Origin of the sequence: Pseudomonas sp. NPDC087342 (assembly GCF_044744265.1) — a bacterium.
Taxonomy (GTDB): Bacteria; Pseudomonadota; Gammaproteobacteria; order Pseudomonadales; family Pseudomonadaceae; genus Aquipseudomonas; species Aquipseudomonas nunensis.
Window position 1 is genome coordinate 40,832 of record NZ_JBIUXZ010000002.1, and the last position, 17,097, is coordinate 57,928.

The following is a 17,097-nucleotide window of genomic DNA, read 5'->3' on the forward strand; positions in this document are numbered from 1 at the left end:
TTTGATCCAGGGTGACTTCGCCCGTGGCCCCCGTGAGGTGAACATTGCCTTCAAGCACCGATTGGTCTTGCAGCACGACATTGGCGGATGAGCCGTTATCTGCCAGTACGTCACCGGTCATGGTGCTTTGATCCAGGGTGACTTCGCCCGTGGCCCCCGTGAGGTGAACATTGCCTTCAAGCACCGATTGGTCTTGCAGCACGACATTGGCGGATGAGCCGCTGTCTGCCAATACGTCACCGGTCATGGTGCTTTGATCCAGGGTGACCTCCCCCGTGGCCCCCGTGAGGCGAACATTACCTTCAAGGACCGATTGGTTTTGCAGCACGACATTGGCGGATGAGCCGCTGCCTGCCAGTACGTCACCGGTTAGACGGGCCTGATCCAGGGTGAGGTTTACAGTGCTGTTACCAGCGACTTGAACGTTGCCTTCTAGGGTGCTGCTGGCCACGAACAGATTAGCGGTGGAGGCATCCAGCACATCGAGCAGGATGCCGTTGCCGCTGAGCAGGGTCGAGTTGTTCTGGACCTGAATCGTGGCCTCGATGCCTTGGTCGACAACAATCGCTGAGCCCGCCCGCCCTTCTACACTGGAAGCGTCCAGCACCAGACGACTGATGCCCAGTCGTGCGCTGTCTTCATCCATCCGTACACCGTTCTCACCGCCGCTGATAATCGTATTCTGGCTGGCGCGCAAATCCCCCCCGAAAAACTGGAGGCCGACGCTGTCCGCCAGATTCGCCGTGACCCGAGTATCGATCAGCTCGACGCTGCTCATCCCGCTAAGGGAGATACCCGCGCTGTCACCACTGACAATACTGCCCGTCACACGTCCCGTTGACCCCGTCACACTGGTGCCCTGTCGGTTGAATGTCAGGCCCGACACGCCACCGCTCACGATGATGTCGGTAAGAGTTGCCTGACTGTTGGTAACAGTGATGCCTCGCGCTCTATTGCGTCCGGCATAAGTACCGCCCACCGCTTCAAGGGTAGAACCCGATTCAACGGAGATTTCGAACGTTTGCGCGCTGTTGGCACGCAGCACTCCCCCGTTGCGAACCAGATAATTGTCCGGCGCGGTGGTTCCCGCGATGTTTAACGTTTGTCCTGGCCCCACAATTGTCACTGCCAGACCGGGCGAACTAATGACCAACACCGGAGACAATACCAGCCAGTGCGACCATCGATACTGATTAAAAAATAAAAATAAGCTTCGCATAATTACTGACTCCCAAACCTATCCATTAATGGCTTGACCGTAAAGGTGCGTATGCTAACGAGTTATACCGCCTCGTTATGTAGGAAAAATCCTGAAATGCGACTACAACTCCATAAAATCAATTCGAACAATTACCCCCTCTATACCGACACATAAAACACCGTAACAATCAACCCAAATAAAAAGGGGAAGACACCAGCCCTCCCCTTTTCAATTTTTCTCTTCTGACGTTTAAGTTATCGGGCAGGAGTTCCCGGCGCCGTCACGCACCACGACCTCCACATCATGGGAATCAGAGGGTTCATCTCGTCCGTTAACTTCCACGGTGTATTTAATACTGCCGCTACCGTCTCTGATTCGCTCAAGTATTAGCAGAGGTATATATACAATAAAACCTTCCAAATGCTCATTACCAATCAGTGTTTTTGTAAACTCATAAGGAGTAACAGGCATAGGACTACCAGAACTATCGTACGTATTCCCGGTCCATTCAAACGTCAGCACCATGTCCCTCTGCAACGGCCCCCCTCCGTTCACACTGACAACTGCCGCACGGCCCACATTGGGAATAGTCCTTAACGAAGAACAATTCAAAAACTCTGTACCTTGTATAGTTACCGTGTAATTGATGACGGGAGGAGGCAGATTTACCGGCAAAACGTACACATTAACTTTCTGACGCAAAGACGGATTGGGGTTGGACGGGAACGCCGGATTAGTTATTTCATAATGAACAGGTAACTCACTATTATTTCCTGCGTCCTCAACATCATCCCACGGTATTACAAATTCAATTTCATAATCATCCGGCTCAGAAAGATCATCAAGAAATGTTCCGTCAGGACCGCTGACAGGAATTCCATTCCAGAACAGGGTATAGAGATCCCCAGCATTACGGATTACATCAATCTCTACCTTGGCCGTGGCCGGTTGCCCCGCATCGTCTGGAAGGAGTGTATTGACTGGAGTTGTTGTTACGGCGCCATATACATTCACTGGTTTCAAGTTTGGGTTTCCCACTTCCGGATCCGTCGGATCAGGTGGTGGTGGTGTTCCAGGGCTGCGCAAGTCCACATTAACGGTTATCCCGGTTCCTTCGGGGTACTCAAGGCCGGAGCGCCAGACAGAATAGGTAACCGGCAAACCGTTAATAGGTCCTGGCCCGCCAAAACTCACCTCGGAATAGGGCACCTCAACAAACACCGGATCATTGTTGCCCACTTGTTTCGGCGACTGTTCCCGGGTCCCCCATGTCACAACAATAGTGTCTGTCGCCTGGTGATCGTCATACAAGGGAATGACAACCGTCGTCGTAGGAAATGCGTCTTTCACATCGATGACCGGGTCTGCAACAGGCACCTGCGGCGCCATCAGGTTACTCGGCTCCGCACGGTGTATAGATTTGACTTTCGTTTCGTAGGAGTGAGGCCCTATGTTACCGACACGATCGCGCCAAACGTAATAGATGATTTTGGCGCCCTCTCCTGCAAGAACAAACTCGGGATAAATCAACGTCACAAATATTTCCGGGTCCCGATCTACCGGAACTTTTACTGTATATCGTCCTATGTTTTTTGCGGGATCGCTGTCACCGTAGAAGACCTCCACTACGTCTCCCGTCTTCGTGTCCGTAGGAATGGGAATCTGGATCTTCAATCCATTGTTAGCCTGCACATATTCGGCGGTCACACGCCCATCGACTATGGCAGGTGGAAGTATTGCGGACGGACTTGGCAGCCCCCTATCCGGGGGTTCTTTGTCGATATAAATTGGAATGGGCGGATACCAATCGGTTTGATTTCCCCCATAGATCATCCGATAGCTCAGATTGGATCTTTTTTGTGTAAACGTCTCGGCGGCAGGCAATGTCAAGGAAACAGGTAGTGTTACTGGCGTTACAGTTTCCACAAGGTCCCCGACAAGTGCACCACCCCACAAAAGTTGAAAAGATATAGCCCTTCCGGTTGATGTATCTGGAAGGTCTGTTATCAAAACTTCGTTATCAACATTAGTCAGTTCCAATGGTAGCTTATTCGGTTCATCCCCATCTACATTAGATAGTAAGCCTTGCAGTTCGGGTGGCGAAAAAGCCGTCACCGACCTGGAAGACCGTATGGCCCTCAGTGCGGCACGGCCCGGATCATTATCCACAACTTTCTTATACCGAGTCATCTCGTCAATCTCCTAAGTAACAGAATACGATTTAATATTAAGTATTTTTTCAAACAAACACGCAGCCGCACACGTCAAGCTCACTTCAAACTCAAAAGCACTGCTTATATCTTAAAAACTGTCATCAGCTCCCGCCCCGTCGGCGTCACACCACACTTCATGAGTTGGCGAACATATTTCTCCGCTGGGCATCGTTCTATTGATAATCACATCATTATCAGGTGACGTTCCTATCCCTCCGTTCTTTTTAAACAGCTCATAATAAACAAGCGCAGAACCTCTATTTACCATTGGTGCAATCAACGTCTCGTAGTCGGTGATAACTAAATCAAATCCGTCGTTAACGTCGTCATCATTGAGTGTCCTGGGTATCGCTGCATATGTCCCGTCTATAGGATCACTTCCGTTCTCGCTTCTGCACCCCTGCCAATGCACGATCACCTCATCATCCGTTTCAAAGGCAGGATGGCTGGGGATACGCACGGTCACCCCATTCCATATTCTTGGCACCGAACAGCAATGAAGCACCCGCTGTACTCCAGCATGAGGAAACGTCGGCTCTTTGAGGTCATCGATAGTGACAATGGACACATCGACTTCGGTCCGCTGCGACTCCTGCAGGTTCACGCTATTGCTGGTGGTGTAGTACACCGGCACATGCGGGTTGGACTTGTCTTGATCAATGGCGCTCCACGGTATTTCGAACTCCAGCGGCTTTCCGGCTATATCCCCGAATTGAACTTCGTAGCTGTCCACCGCATCGACAACCCGCCCCCAGTACACTTTGATCTCGTCGTAAGGTTCTGGACCGTCAAAGAGCGTCAGCGTCGCCTTCGCCGGCAAGCCATAATCGATGCCGAGCAAGGTGTTGGGGATATCGGAGTTCTGGCCACGGATCTCCAGTTTCGCCAACCGATCATTGATCAACGCTGGGGCACCTGGGTGATCCGGCCCCGCAACAGTCAGGTTGACCGGTACCGAGATCGACGGTGACGGCGGCCCCAGGCCGGGAAAGCGGATCCGGTAGCTGACCAGTGCGCGCAATGGCCCGTCACCCAGGGCATGCAACGTCGACCACGGGACAGGAATTTTTAACGGGAAACCCGCCGGATCGACCGGGAAGTCAGGCAGTGTGGTGGCGTTCCAATCAACAACGATCGATTGCGCCGAGCTTGGAAAATCGTATGGATCGATTTCCACCCACACATCGTCCCGCGCATGTTGACGGTCAATCAAACCGCGAGGGGACAGTGGCACCCTGGGTGGCAGCAGCGCCCCCGGTAGCGGTGTACGGTCGACAGTAATCGGCGACATTCTCGATCTGGGCCCGATATTCCCCGCCCGATCCCTGAGAAAGTAATACATGAAGCACGGGCCCGGCGGCCAAGCGCGAATCTCATCGGCGTATACCGTGATGGCCAGAAAGTTGTTATCAATGTCTTGCTGGCTGAACTCCTGTTCACGAATCGGCGTTTCGGTGTCAGGGGGAATTGCTTTGTCGGTCCAGTAGTACAAAGCCCGGTCAGTGGCCGTGACATCGCCATAAAAAGGCACTTCGACGATCACTTGCCCGTGTGTGTTCAGGTAGTCTTCGGTGATAGTGCCGTTCAACTCCAGAGGAAATATCACGGCGTCGGGCATGTTGCCGAAGTTGGGTTTTGTCAGGTCGATGGTGATTTTTCTTCGACGTGACTCTTTAGGATTGACCATGCTGGGAGAAACCCTGAGCGACACTTCATACACCCCTCCCTGCAAAAGCCCACGCGGAACCGTGAGGGTTTGCGGTAATGGAACAGTGATCAGGGAGGGGTATAAGCGCTCATTGACCATAACGAAGGTTGAACCGAATGGAGTGAATCCCAGCTCCACGCGATCGATACGGTTAGGCACCGTAGTGAAGTCCCACCCCATGAACTCGACATTCAAATCACGCCCCAATGCCCTGATCGGCAGTAACCCTTCCGGATCACTCGGGTCCAAAACTGCCGGCACCTGCGGCGCGTCCATATCAGCACTGGGCGAGTCTTCAAGTGCCTGTGGATCGATGGGTTTTTTGGGCGTGGACATCTTGAGCCTTCCCTGATGAGGGTTGATACCAGTCGTATGGGCCTTATCGCGACACTGCGCGAAGGTTGAAGAACTGGGTTCATTTAAGGCTCTGAGAAGCGGTGTTGCCTACTGTCAGAAATTACAGGTTTTGCTACCGCTCGTCGGGATTCCCCGTTTGCGTCAGGTTGCTTTGAGGGAAACATAAACACGGCTGTTTAACCGGCATTTCCAGACACAGAAGTCGGCTACACATCCTTGCGTCGCTGCCTACAGCTGCGCCAGAATCCGCCGCTTGTGCGCCATGGGGTCGGACTTTATCGTTGCCGGGTCGCTGAAATCAGCGACCGGACTTGACCGTCCGACTCAATCAAGGCGCACAAGCGTCCGAACCTGGTTCAGGTTGCCTGAACTATCGTGTTGCGGTGGCTGTGCGTGGGACACCTTCGGGTGTGCCGGATCCCTTGATTTCCGGTCGGTCAACCCGCGTACAGCTGCCACCCTGACTCGTTTGACCGCGAACGGTGGCAGCTCCAGCAATCAAGGAGCTTCACATGTTCAAAGCCACGCCCAATCCCCCGCGTAAACCCAGTCCATTCTTCTTCGTCTCTCCCGATATCAAAACCGAATCCCTGTTGGCCCACGCCTGCGAATCACTGGCCTCGGCCAATGTCATGGCCAGTGACCTCTTGAAGGCCCACACAGCAACACACTGCTTGGCATCACGCAGATCATCATGCTGGGTGAGCTGACGGTTAATCGGGCGCTGGATAACCTCGACCCGCAAGGCTAGCGCGTTCCAGTGGTTTACCAGCGACACCGCGTTATCGTTCTTCGCGAGCAGGCTCGCTCCCACAGGGGGGAATGAGATCAACTGTGGGAGCGAGCCTGCTCGCGAAGGTGGTGGGTCAGCCGACATCTCTATCAACTGACATGGCCTCTTCGCGAGCAAGCCCGCTCCCACAGGGAAATGAGATCCACTGTGGGAGCGAGCCTGCTCGCGAAGGCATTCCTGCAGCCACCGCATGACTAAAAGCCAGACCACAAAAAACCCACCACTCCCTTTCGGGAATGGCGGGGTTGGTCGTTTCTGCCCTACTGCATCAAACCGTGTCCACCTTCAACGAGTGGTCATTGAGCATGCCGGTGATGATGGTCGCCGTGTCATGCCCGCCTGCGACCACCCCGCCCGCGCCCGGCGTGACGCCGTAGTGGCTGGCCAGGTTGACGCCGGCCAGGTCGATGGTCTGGGTTGGCGTGGCGCCGGCCATGGCGCTGACGTCGATGCTGGTGACCAGGCTCGCACCGCTGCCGGTAACGGTGAAGTGCAGGTAGTCATCCAGCGAGGCGGTGGTGCCGTTTTCGCCTTGCAGCAGTTGTGACAGGTCGAGTTTGTCGGTGCCTGGAGTGAAGTCGGTGACCACGTCGTGGCCGCTGTTGCCGGCCAGCCACTGGAAGGTGTCGGCACCCGCACCGCCGGTGAGGGTGTTGTTGCCCAGGCCGCCGATCAGCAGGTCGTCGCCGCCACCGCCATTGAGCGTGTCGTTGCCCAGGCCGCCGTTGATCACGTTGTTGTTACTGTCTCCGGTCAAGGTGTCGTTGAAGTTGGAACCCACCAGGTTTTCGATGCCGGTGAGGGTGTCGGTGCCCGCGCCGAGGGTGTTCTGCGCAGTGAGCAGGCCCAGGTTGACAGTGACGCCCGCCGTGGCATGGGCGTAGCTCGCGGTGTCGATGCCGCTGCCGCCGTCGAGCAGGTCGTTGCCCGGTCCGCTGTACAACAAGTCGTTGCCGGCGCCGCCGTGCAGTTCGTTGTTGCCGCTGCCGGCGGTGAGCACGTCGTTGCCGTCGCCCGCGTTGAGGATGTTGTTGCCGGTGCCGGCCACCAACACGTCATCGCCCGAAGTACCGGTGAGGGTGTGGCCGTCCTGGTAGCTGATGGTCACGTTCGCCGTGTCGCTGCCGCCATGGTTGTCGTTGGCGGTGTAGGTGCCGTGGTAATCCGGGGTGAGGTCGTGGGCCCCGGCGTAGTTGACGGTCATGGTCAGCTGATAGTTCTCGGACCCCGTGGTGTTGCTGCCACTGGTGTTGGTGATGTTGGTGACGTGGATCTGGTAGGTGCCATCGGACGTCGCCGTGATGGTCCCGCCGTCGGCGATGCTCACGAACGCACCGCCATTGAGCGAGTACTCCATGGTGACGTGACCGGCCGCCAGGTTGTGGTCCAGGTTGAGGGTCTCACCCTGTTTCAGCTTGACGGTGATGAGGTCTTCATCGTTGGCGTTGGACGTCGTCACCGCGCCCAGGTAGCCGCTGATCACCAGCACGGCGGTCATCGCTGCCGAGTTCGCCGCGAACAAATTACGCACATCCGCCAGCGCCTGGTTGGCGGCGTTGTTGCCGGTGCCAGTGAAGCTGATGGCGCCCGTGCCGGTGAAGTCCGCGCCCTTGGCCACCCAACCGGTGTTGAAGGTGGTCGGGGTTGCCGTCATCGGGTCGCCATTGGCGTCGGTGTCGTTGGCCAGCAGCAGCTCGCCCGGCACCACAATGTTGCTCGACAGCACGTTGGTGATGATGTGGTCATCGACCGCCACCGGTGGCGCGTTCGGGATGACTTTGACGGTCAGCGTCGAGCTGGCCAGGTCGCCGTCGTTGTCGCTGACGGTGAAGCCGATGTTTTCGGTGATCACCACCGCAGTGGTTTTCTGCGAGGTGTAGGTGTACTCGCCGGTGTCCAGGTTCACTACCAGCGTGCCACTGTTGTTGGTGGCGATGCTGATGGTGTTGTTCACCGTGTTGAACGTGCCGTGGTTGGTGCCACTGAACGTCAGCGCGCCCTGATTGCTGTTGCCTCTTGGGTCATAGGTGTACGTGGTGCCATCGACCACCAGGGTTTTGATGAAGCCGCCATCGGCGCCGAACGTACCGCCCTCCAGCAGCGTGCCGGTGACCGGTGCGCCCTGCACGGTGCCCGAGAGCACCGAGTTGAGTTGATTCAGATCGGTCACCACCACCGCGTTGGTGTTGGTGTGGGTGCTGCCGTCATAGGCCAGCGGGTCGAGGTTGGCGTTGCTGACGCCATTGCCCAGGCCGATTGCATAGTTCTTGATGCCATTGGCGTCGAGGAAGTTTTTCAGCGCGGCCTCGTCCGCCGTGCCAATGTCCCCTTCGTTAGGTTTGCCGTCAGAGAAGAAATACCCGACGTTCTGCGCCCCGGTGAGTTTGCCCGACGTATTGAACGCGGTTTGCATGGTCGCCACAGCCGCGTCGTAGTTGGTGCCACCGCCAGCGGTGAGTCCGGCGATGATCGACTTGGCCGTTGCGACATCAACCCACACGGTGGTTTTGTCGGTGGCGCTGCTGCTGAAAGTGACGATCTGCACTTTCACATCGCCCAGGTCGTCGTATTTGTCGAGCAAGGCACTGATCGCCTGCTTCGCCAGCGCCAGCCGCGACAGGCCTGGGACCCCGGAGGCGTCGGCCATACTGCCGGAGACGTCGATTACCAGCAGCAGGTTGGAATCGACTTCCACCGCGGTTACCGAACGGTCCGACGCCACGGCTTTTGGCACGTCATCGACGATGTTCACCACGATAGTGCTGGTGGTGCTATTGCCCAGCGCATCGGTGGCTTTGTAGGTGAAACTTTCGCTCAGGGTATTCGGCCCGTCGTTGGCACCCGGCGAGGTTTTCGGCGCCGAGGTCAGGGTGTAGGTGTAGCTGCCGTCCGGGTTGATCAGGATTTGCCCGTAGGTCCCGGTGGCACTGCCGACCAGGCTGTAGGTAAACGTGCCAGTACCGCCGGTGACCGAACCGACCAGCGTACCGGTGGCGGTTTCGCCCGTGCTGGTCGGGTCGCTGCCGGTGACCGTGCCGGGTGCCAGGTCCAGGCCATCCTTGCTCAGGTCGAGGGCTTTTTCGAAGACCGTCACGTCCTGATCGACCACCGCTTTGAGGGCGCTGTCGGTGACGTTGATGGTGATAGTGGTGGTGCTTTCATCGCCGTCGGAATCACGCACGGTGTAGACGAACGTGTCGGTGGCCCCCGCCACGCCAACCGAGTTCGGGTTGCTGTGGTAGACGGCGTTGCCCGCCGCATCCAGGGTCAAGTAACCGTAGGTGCCGTTGATATTGGTGCCCAGGCCGCCCACCGCCGAAGTGGCCGTGTTGCTGCCAGCGCGCACGCCGATCACTGCACCGCCGGCTGCCGCGCCGTCGGCACCGAGCACGTCGTTGCCGAGCACGCTGATGTTGATGGTCGAGCCTTCAATGGCGGTGCCGGTATCGGGTGCCGCCGTCGGCAAGTCATCGACGATGTTGACGTTGATCTGCCCCGACGCGGTGCTGCCGTCGGTGTCCGTCGCTACCACATTGAAGTTCTCGGTGAGGCTGTTGGCACCGTTGGCGGTCGGATGGGTTTCGTTGTCCACCAGGGTGTAGCTGTAGCTGATCACGCCGGTGCTCGCGTTGTAACCGGTGATGGTCAGCGTACTGCCCAACGGCGTCACGATCGATTGCGGGAAGCCAGCCGCCACGCCGCCCGCGACCACATGAATGCCGCCGACATCGAGGGTTTGCAAACCGTCCAGCGCGGTGACGGTGAAAGTGCCGCTCTGGGTCAGCGCCGGGGTGTTGGGGCTGGTGCCGTCACTGAGGTTTTTCTCGTAGACAGTCAGCTCGCCGCCATTGACGTTGAGGCCGTTGAGCACGACCGGATCGTCGTTGTTGTGGATGTTCAGCACCAGGTTGGCGGTGCTGGTGTCGCCGTCCGAATCGGTGATGGTGTAGGCGAAGGTTTCCGTGCCGTTGCCGCCGCCGTGCAGGTTTTTGAAGTCAGCATCATTGGCGTTGAGGGTGTAGGTGTAGGTGCCGTTGGCATTCAGGACCAGCGTGCCGTACGTCCCGGTGAAGGTGCCGGGGGTCACAGGACCGGCGTTCGGTCCGGTGGCGACAAGGTCCGCGCCCTGAATGTCGTTGGTCAGCACGTTGCCATTGAGCGTCAACGCGGTCTCCGACGCCGCACCGACGTTGCTGTCGTTCACGGCTTTTGGCACGTCATCGACGATCTGCACGACGATGGTGCTGGTGCTGATGTTGCCCAGCGAATCGGTGGCCTGGTAGGTGAAGCTTTCAGTCAGCGAGTTGGCGCCGTCATCGGCATGCGGCGTGGTACTCGCCGGCGAGGTCAGGGTGTAGGTGTAGGTGCCGTTGGGGTTGAGCTGGATCTGGCCATAGTTGCCATTCGCGCTGCCCACCAGGGTGTAAGTGATCGCGCCGATGGCCCCGGTGACCGAGCCGACCAGCGTGCCACTGGCGGTTTCGCCGGTGCTGGTCGGGTCGCTGCCGACCACGGTGCCGGCCGCCAGGTCCTGGCCATCTTTGCTCAGGTCCAAAGCTTTTTCGTAGACGGTGACGTCGGTATCGCTGACCGCTTTGATGCAGCTGTTCGAGACGTCGATGGTGATGGTGGTGGTGCTTTCATCGCCATCGGCATCGCGCACGGTGTAGACGAAGGTATCGGTGGCGCCCGGTGCGTTCACTGCGTTGGGATTGCTGTGATAGACCGCGTTGCCGTTGGCATCCAGCGTCAGGTAACCGTAGGTGCCATTGATGTTTGAGCCCAGGCCACCGATGGCCGAGGTCGAGGTGTCGCTGCCGGCACGGACGCCCACCACGGCACCGGTGACCGCCGGACCGTCGGCCCCGCCGATGTCGTTATCCAGCACGTTGCCCGAGACCGTCCCGCCTTCGGCCACCGACGCGCTGTCCGGATGAGCCGTCGGCAAGTCGTCGACGATGTTGACGTTGATCTGATTGGTTGCCGTGCTGCCATCGGTGTCCGTGGCCACCACGTTGAAGTTTTCAGTGATGCTGTTCGCACCGTTGGCGGTCGGGTGAGTTTCGTTATCCACCAGGGTGTAGCTGTAGCTGACCACGCCGGTCGTCGCGTCATAACCGGTGACGGTCAGCGTACTGCCCAGCGGCGTCACGATCGATTGCGGGAAGCCGGCCGCCACGCCGCCGACCACCACATGAATCCCGCCCACATCAAGGGTCTGCAAACCGTCCAGTGCGGTGACGGTGAAGGTGCCGCTCTGGGTCAGGGCTGGCGTGTTGGGGCTGGTGCCGTCACTGAGGTTTTTCTCGTAGACGGTCAGCTCGCCACCGTTGATGTCGAGGCCGTTGAGGGTCACCGGGTCGTCGTTGTTGTGGATGTTCAGCACCAGATTGGCGGTGCTGGTATCGCCGTCGGCATCGGTGATGGTGTAGGTGAAGGTTTCCGTGCCGTTGCCATTACCGTGCAACGCTTTGAAGTCGGCGTCGCTGGTGTTCAGGGTGTAGGTGTAGGTGCCGTTGGCATTCAGCACCAAGGTGCCGTAAGTGCCGGTGAAAGTGCCGGCGGTGATCGGGCCAGTGGTTGGTCCGGTGGTTACGCGGTCGGCACCTTGCACGTCGTTGGTCAACACGTTGCCATTGAGGGTCAACAGGCTTTCCGAGGCGGTGCCGGCGTTGCTGTCGTCCAGCGCTTTTGGCAGGTCGTCGATGACGTTGACGTCCAGGGTCGCGTTGGCGGTGGTGCCGTTGTCATCGACCACGGTGACGGCGAATTGCTCGGGCAGGTTGTTTGCACCGGCTGCGGTTGGATGCGCTTCGGTGCCGTTCAACGTGTAGCTGTAACTGACCACACCAGTGGTTGCGTCGAACCCGGTGATGGTCAGCGTGTTACCCAAACCAGTCGGAATCGATTGTGGGAAACCAGCGGCCACGCCGCCACTGACGACGGTGATGCCGCCTACTGTGAGGGTTTGCACGCCGTCCAGCGCGGTGATGGTGAAGGTGCCGCTTTGGGTCAACTGAGTGCTGTCCGGGGCGCTGCCGAGGCTGAGGTTTTTCTCGTAGACCGTGAGCTCGCCACCCTCGACGTTCAGGCCATTGATGATGACCGGATCGTCGTTGTTGTGGATTTGCAGGACGAGGGTGGCAGTGCTCGCATCGCCGTCAGAATCGGTGATGGTGTAGGTGAAGTTTTCAGTGCCGTTGCCGCCGCCGTGCAGGGCTTTGAAGTCTGCGTCGGTGGTGTTGAGCGTGTAGGTGTAAGTGCCGTTGGCGTTGAGCACCAGGGTGCCGTAAGTCCCGGCAAAAGTACCGGGCGTCACTGGCCCGGTGGCCACGCGATCCGCGCCTTGCACATCGTTGGTCAGCACATTGCCGTTCAGCGTCAGCAGGGTTTCCGAAGCCGTGTTGGCGTTGCTGTCGTCCACGGCTTTTGGCAGGTCGTCGATCACATTGACGTCCAGCGAACCGTTGGCGGTAGTGCCGTTGTCATCGACCACGGTGACGGCGAATTGCTCAGGCAGATTGTTCGTGCCACCCGCAGTCGGATGCGCGTCGTTGCCGTTCAGTGTGTAGCTGTAACTGACCACCCCCGTGGTCGCGTCGAACCCGGTGATGGTCAGCGTGTTACCCAAACCAGTCGGAATCGATTGTGGGAAACCGGCGGCCACACCGCCGCTGACCACGGTGATACCGCCGACCGTGAGGGTTTGCACGCCATCCAGCGCGGTGATGGTGAAGGTGCCACTTTGGGTCAGCTGAGTGCTGTCCGGGGCGCTGCCGAGGCTGAGGTTTTTCTCGTAGACCGTGAGCTCGCCGCCCTCGACGTTCAGGCCATTGATGATGACCGGATCGTCGTTGTTGTGGATTTCCAGGACGAGGTTGGCGGTGCTGGTGTCGCCGTCGGAATCGGTGATGGTGTAGGTGAAATTCTCGGTGCCATTACCGCCGCCGTGCAGGGCTTTGAAGTCTGCGTCGGTGGTGTTGAGCGTGTAGGTGTAAGTGCCGTTGGCGTTGAGCACCAGGGTGCCGTAAGTCCCGGCAAAAGTACCGGGCGTCACTGGCCCGGTGGCCACGCGATCCGCGCCTTGCACATCGTTGGTCAGCACATTGCCGTTCAGCGTCAGCAGGGTTTCCGAAGCCGTGTTGGCGTTGCTGTCGTCCACGGCTTTTGGCAGGTCGTCGATCACATTGACGTCCAGCGAACCGTTGGCGGTGGTGCCGTTGTCATCGACCACGGTGACGGCGAATTGCTCAGGCAGATTGTTGGCACCGCCCGCAGTCGGATGCGCGTCGTTGCCGTTCAGTGTGTAGCTGTAACTGACCACCCCCGTGGTCGCGTCGAACCCGGTGATGGTCAGGGTGTTGCCCAAACCAGTCTGAATCGATTGTGGGAAACCGGCGGCCACACCGCCGCTGACCACGGTGATACCGCCGACCGTGAGGGTTTGCACGCCATCCAGCGCGGTGATGGTGAAGGTGCCGCTTTGGGTCAGCTGAGTGCTGTCCGGGGCGCTGCCGAGGCTGAGGTTTTTCTCGTAGACCGTGAGCTCGCCACCCTCGACGTTCAGGCCATTGATGTTGACCGGGTCGTCGTTGTTGTGGATTTGCAGGACGAGGGTGGCAGTGCTCGCATCGCCGTCAGAATCGGTGATGGTGTAGGTGAAGTTTTCAGTGCCATTACCGCCGCCGTGCAGGGCTTTGAAGTCTGCATCAGTGGTGTTTAGCGTGTAGGTGTAAGTGCCGTTGGCGTTGAGCACCAGGGTGCCGTAAGTCCCGGCGAAAGTACCCGGAGTCACTGGCCCGGTAGCCACGCGATCGGCGCCTTGCACGTCGTTAGTCAGCACATTGCCGTTCAGTGTCAGCAGGGTTTCCGAAGCGGTGTTGGCGTTGCTGTCGTCCACGGCTTTTGGCACGTCGTCGATGATGTTGACGTCCAGCGAACCGTTGGCCGTGGTGCCGTTGTCATCGACCACGGTCACTGCAAATTGCTCAGGCAGATTGTTCGCGCCGCCAGCGGTTGGGTGCGCGTCATTGCCGTTCAAGGTGTAGCTGTAACTGACCACACCCGTGGTCGCATCGAACCCGGTGATGGTCAGCGTATTGCCCAACCCGGTCGAAATCGATTGTGGGAAACCAGCGGCCACGCCGCCACTGACGACGGTGATGCCGCCGACAGTGAGGGTTTGCACGCCATCCAGCGCGGTGATGGTAAACGTGCCGTTCTGGGTCAACGCCGTGGCATCGGGTGCACTGCCCTGGCTCAGGTTTTTCTCGAAAACGGTGAGCTCACCGCCCTCGACGTTCAGGCCGCCAATCGTCACCGGATCATCGTTGTTATGGATTTGCAGGACGAGGTTGGCGGTGCTTGTGTCGCCGTCGGAATCGGTGATGGTGTAGGTGAAATTCTCGGTGCCGTTGCCGCCACCGTGCAACGCTTTGAAATCCGCATCAGTGGTGTTCAGCGTGTAGGTGTAAGTGCCGTTGGCATTCAACACCAACGTGCCATAAGTACCGGCGAAGGTTCCCGGAGTCACCGGCCCGGTGGCCACGCGATCCGCGCCTTGCACGTCGTTGGTCAGCACATTGCCGTTCAGTGTCAGCAAGGTTTCCGAAGCCGTGTTGGCATTGCTGTCGTCCACCGCTTTTGGCACGTCGTCGACGATGTTGACGTCCAGCGAACCGTTGGCCGTGGTGCCGTTGTCATCGACCACGGTCACTGCAAATTGCTCAGGCAGATTGTTCGCGCCGCCAGCGGTTGGGTGCGCGTCATTGCCGTTCAAGGTGTAGCTGTAACTGACCACACCCGTGGTCGCATCGAACCCGGTGATGGTCAGCGTATTGCCCAACCCGGTGGAAATCGATTGCGGGAAGCCAGCCGCGACGCCGCCGCTGACAACGGTGATCCCGCCGACACTTAACGTCTGCACGCCATCCAGCGCGGTGATGGTGAACGTGCCGTTTTGGGTCAACGCCGTAGCATCCGGCGCACTGCCCTGGCTCAGGTTTTTTTCGAAGACAGTGAGTTCGCCGCCCTCGACATTCAGCCCGCCAATCGTCACCGGATCGTCGTTGTTGTGGATTTGCAGCACCAGGTTGGCGGTGCTGGAATCGCCGTCAGCGTCGGTGAGGGTGTAGGCGAACGTTTCCGTGCCGTTGCCACCGCCGTGCAGCGCTTTGAAATCCGCATCGTTGGTATTGAGCGTGTAGGTGTAGGTGCCGTTGGCGTTGAGCACCAGGGTGCCGTAAGTCCCCACGAAAGTACCGGGAGTGATCGGGCCGCTGGTTGGACCAGTCGGGACGCGATCCGCACCTTGCACATCGTTAGTCAGCACGTTGCCGGTCAACGTCAGCAGCGTTTCAGACGCGATGCCGTTGTTGTCATCCACAGCCTTGGGCACGTCATCGGTGATGTTGATGTCGAGCGAGCCGGTGGCGGTATCGCCATTGGTGTCCCCGGCGACCACGGTGAACTGTTCGCTGAGGTTGTTGGCGCCATCGCCAGCCGAATGGGTTTCGTTGCCGTTGAGGGTGTAGCTGTAACTCACCACGCCAGTGGCCGGGTTGTAGCCGGTAATGGTCAGGGTGTTGCCGAGTTGGGTAGTGATCGATTGCGGGAAGCCCGAAGCCGCCCCGCCACTGATCACGCTGATGCCGCCGATGTTGAGGCTCAGCAAACCGTCGGGCGCGCTCACGGTGAACGTGCCGGTCTGGGTCAGGGCCGCCGGATTGGCCGCCGAGCCGTCGGGCAGATTGGCTTCGTTGAAAGTCAGTTCACCGCCCACGGCATTCAGGCCGCCGAGGGTGACGAGATTGTTCACCGGCGGCACGACCACCGGGGTGTTGTCGTCTTGCTGAACATCGGCGTTATGCCGTTCTTCAGGAAACTCCGGGATGCCGCCAAAACCGGCAGTCGGGAAACCGATGGTCGGATCGACCCGCCCGCCGACTTCTTCCAGCAGCACGAAATTGTGACCGCCGCCCAAGGCACCGCCGGGGGCACCTGTGGAGGTCGGGCCGGCCGCGGTGGCTTCACCGGTTTGGGTCGGGTCAGCGCCGGCCGCGATGGCTTTTTGCAGCTGTTCGACATCGGTCAGTTGCGCCTGGCTCGGCGTCACGGCTTCAGCCGTGTCCACGTGGGGCGCCTGATGCGCGAGCAGTTGCGAAGTCATTTGCAGACTACTGCCACGCCCCAGTGTCAGTTCCTGGCCATTTTGCAGATGCACCGCCACCGCGCCTTCGGCCCCGGTGATCAGCTGATCGCCGGCAAACAACCGGTCGCCCTCGACCAGCGCGCGTCGAGTACCGTCGGCCGCAACCGCGAACACCTGACCAATAACCTTACTGACGATTCCGATGAGCGTAGCCATGTGCATCTCCTCCGCTGCCAACACCTGTCGGCACCTGTTTGCGCGAAGAGCGTGCTCATGGCGAAAAGCGGGCTGCCTGGCGGATCGTCTACCGGAATGCGTGTTTACCGGAGTAAACCGCATCCCTGGCGACGTTCACGCCAAGCATGTCACTCGCGGGCCATGTGTCCGGCTCGGCATAAAACCCTCTGCAATCAATGGCATCGGGCCTCTACTGCGGAACAATCTCCCTGCGAGCGATGCGTAACGGTTCTGAACCAACCGAGTGACAAAAAAATGTCGCTCTAAAACCGTCCCACTTCCCTCCCCTCCAGCACTTCTCCGCCCTATGTCGCTAAGTGGATGGAACTTTCCTCAAACCCTCTGGAGCTCCCTAAGGCTCATGAATCAAGGGCTTTCGCATTGAACAATGTGCTGGATTTTTCAGAGCGCATAAGTTTTTTTTGGCATAAACCTTAT

At 58.7% G+C, this 17,097-nt stretch carries 3 protein-coding genes and 2 pseudogenes; 1 reads left to right on the plus strand and 4 read right to left on the minus strand.

What is annotated here, in order from left to right; genetic code table 11:
- The 3 genes and pseudogenes from ACIOYV_RS08145 to ACIOYV_RS08155 all read right to left on the minus strand — a co-directional run.
- Positions 1-1,219 (minus strand): annotated as a pseudogene (locus ACIOYV_RS08145) (autotransporter outer membrane beta-barrel domain-containing protein); the annotation flags it as partial.
- 231 nt (positions 1,220-1,450) lie between these two features.
- Positions 1,451-3,391, minus strand: coding sequence for a hypothetical protein (locus ACIOYV_RS08150; protein WP_401322707.1), 1,941 nt, complete (start codon positions 3,389-3,391; stop codon positions 1,451-1,453).
- A 111-nt stretch (positions 3,392-3,502) separates the two neighbouring features.
- Positions 3,503-5,458 carry a hypothetical protein gene (locus ACIOYV_RS08155; protein ID WP_401322709.1) on the minus strand — a complete coding sequence of 652 codons (1,956 nt, stop codon included), beginning with the start codon at positions 5,456-5,458 and terminating at the stop codon, positions 3,503-3,505.
- A gap of 533 nt (positions 5,459-5,991) precedes the next feature.
- Between ACIOYV_RS08155 and ACIOYV_RS08160 the strand changes: the two are divergent.
- Positions 5,992-6,230, plus strand: a pseudogene (locus ACIOYV_RS08160) (DUF6124 family protein).
- 310 nt (positions 6,231-6,540) lie between these two features.
- Here the strand turns inward: ACIOYV_RS08160 and ACIOYV_RS08165 are convergent.
- Positions 6,541-16,638 carry a retention module-containing protein gene (locus ACIOYV_RS08165; RefSeq protein ID WP_401322712.1) on the minus strand — a complete coding sequence of 3,366 codons (10,098 nt, stop codon included), beginning with the start codon at positions 16,636-16,638 and terminating at the stop codon, positions 6,541-6,543.
- Positions 16,639-17,097: the final 459 nt, after the last annotated feature.

What these genes read in the sequence shown, in the direction of transcription:
- ACIOYV_RS08150 (WP_401322707.1), bottom strand. Translation starts at nt 3,391, where the DNA reads ATGACTCGGTATAAGAAAGTTGTGGATAATGATCCGGGCCGTGCCGCA.
- ACIOYV_RS08155 (WP_401322709.1), bottom strand. Translation starts at nt 5,458, where the DNA reads ATGTCCACGCCCAAAAAACCCATCGATCCACAGGCACTTGAAGACTCG.
- ACIOYV_RS08165 (WP_401322712.1), bottom strand. Translation starts at nt 16,638, where the DNA reads ATGGCTACGCTCATCGGAATCGTCAGTAAGGTTATTGGTCAGGTGTTC.